Consider the following 1,243-nt stretch of genomic DNA (forward strand, 5'->3'; position numbering starts at 1 on the left):
ACATCCTGCTGCAGGTGTTCGACGACGGGCGGCTCACCGACGGCAAGGGCCGGGTGGTGGATTTCACCAATACCATCATCATCGCCACCTCGAACTTGGGCTCGGACATCATCCAGCGTCGGCTGAAGGCCCGTGGCGCCGCCGGCGAGGAATACGAGAAGACCAAGTCCGAGGTGATGGACGTGCTGCGCGGACACTTCCGCCCCGAGTTCCTCAACCGCATCGACGAGATCATCGTCTTCCATGCGCTGGGCAAGGAGGAGATCCGCCATATCGTCGGCCTGCAGCTCGATCGTGTGGCCCGCAACGCCGCCAGCCAGGGCGTGACGCTGACCTTCGACCAGACCTTGATCGATCACTTCGCGGAGGAAGGCTACAAGCCCGAGTTCGGCGCGCGCGAGCTCAAGCGGCTGATCCGCAGCGAGCTGGAGACCGCACTGGCGCGCGAGATGCTGGGTGGCGGTATCGGCAAGGGCGATCACGCCAGCGCCCGCTGGGACGACAAGGCCGAACGGGTGGTCTTCGAGCGCCAGGAGCCACCCGCGAAGCCGGCCGAGCCTGAAAAGCCCGATGCCGCGAACGTGGCCAAGGCACCGCCTAGCGACGCGAGCAAGCCTGCGCGCAAGAAGAAGTCAGCGGGCGGCGAATCTTGAGCGATGGGAGGCTGTCGTGTCCGACCCCAACGGGCTGACATGGGCAGCCACCCTCGTGTCGCTGGCGGTCGCTATCCCCACAGCGGGGCACGCGGTCATCTACAAGCGTGACCCTCGATCGGCCACGCTGTGGGTACTGCTGATCGCCTTGTTGCCGCTGGGCGGTTCGCTGCTGTATGGGCTGTTCGGCATCAACCGTTACCAGCGGCGGGCGCGGCGGCTCTTCCCGGGGGCAGATCCTGCTGTTCGGCAGGACCTCTCGCCCACGATGCCCGAGGCTGTATCGCCGCCGCTTGCCGGTCTGGCCCACCTGGTGGGACGCGCCACCGGCCAGTCGCTGACCAGCGGCAACCGCATCGAGCCGCTCATCGATGGCGAGCAGGCCTACCCGGCCATGCTCGCCGCCATCGAATCGGCGCGGCACAGCGTCGCGCTGGATTCGTACATCTTCGACGGCCAAGGCATCGGGGCGCAGTTCGTCGATGCGCTGCGCCGGGCTCATGCGCGCGGCGTGCAAGTGCGGGTGCTGATCGACGATGTCTATGCCCGCTGGACGCCCCGCAGCGCCTACCGCGCCTTGCAACGCTCCG

At 67.3% G+C, this 1,243-nt stretch carries 2 protein-coding genes; both read left to right on the forward strand.

The genetic code is table 11. From position 1 onward, the window contains the following. Positions 1-653: AAA family ATPase (locus EV669_RS13980; RefSeq protein WP_132099010.1), on the forward strand; the 653-nt coding region annotated here is incomplete at its 5' end. Between the two features lie 16 nt (positions 654-669). Continuing rightward, on the forward strand, positions 670-1,243 hold a 574-nt coding region (locus EV669_RS13985), incomplete at its 3' end, for a PLDc N-terminal domain-containing protein (protein WP_207913927.1).

It is taken from the genome of Gulbenkiania mobilis (assembly GCA_004346645.1).
Classification (GTDB): Bacteria; Pseudomonadota; Gammaproteobacteria; order Burkholderiales; family Chromobacteriaceae; genus Gulbenkiania; species Gulbenkiania mobilis.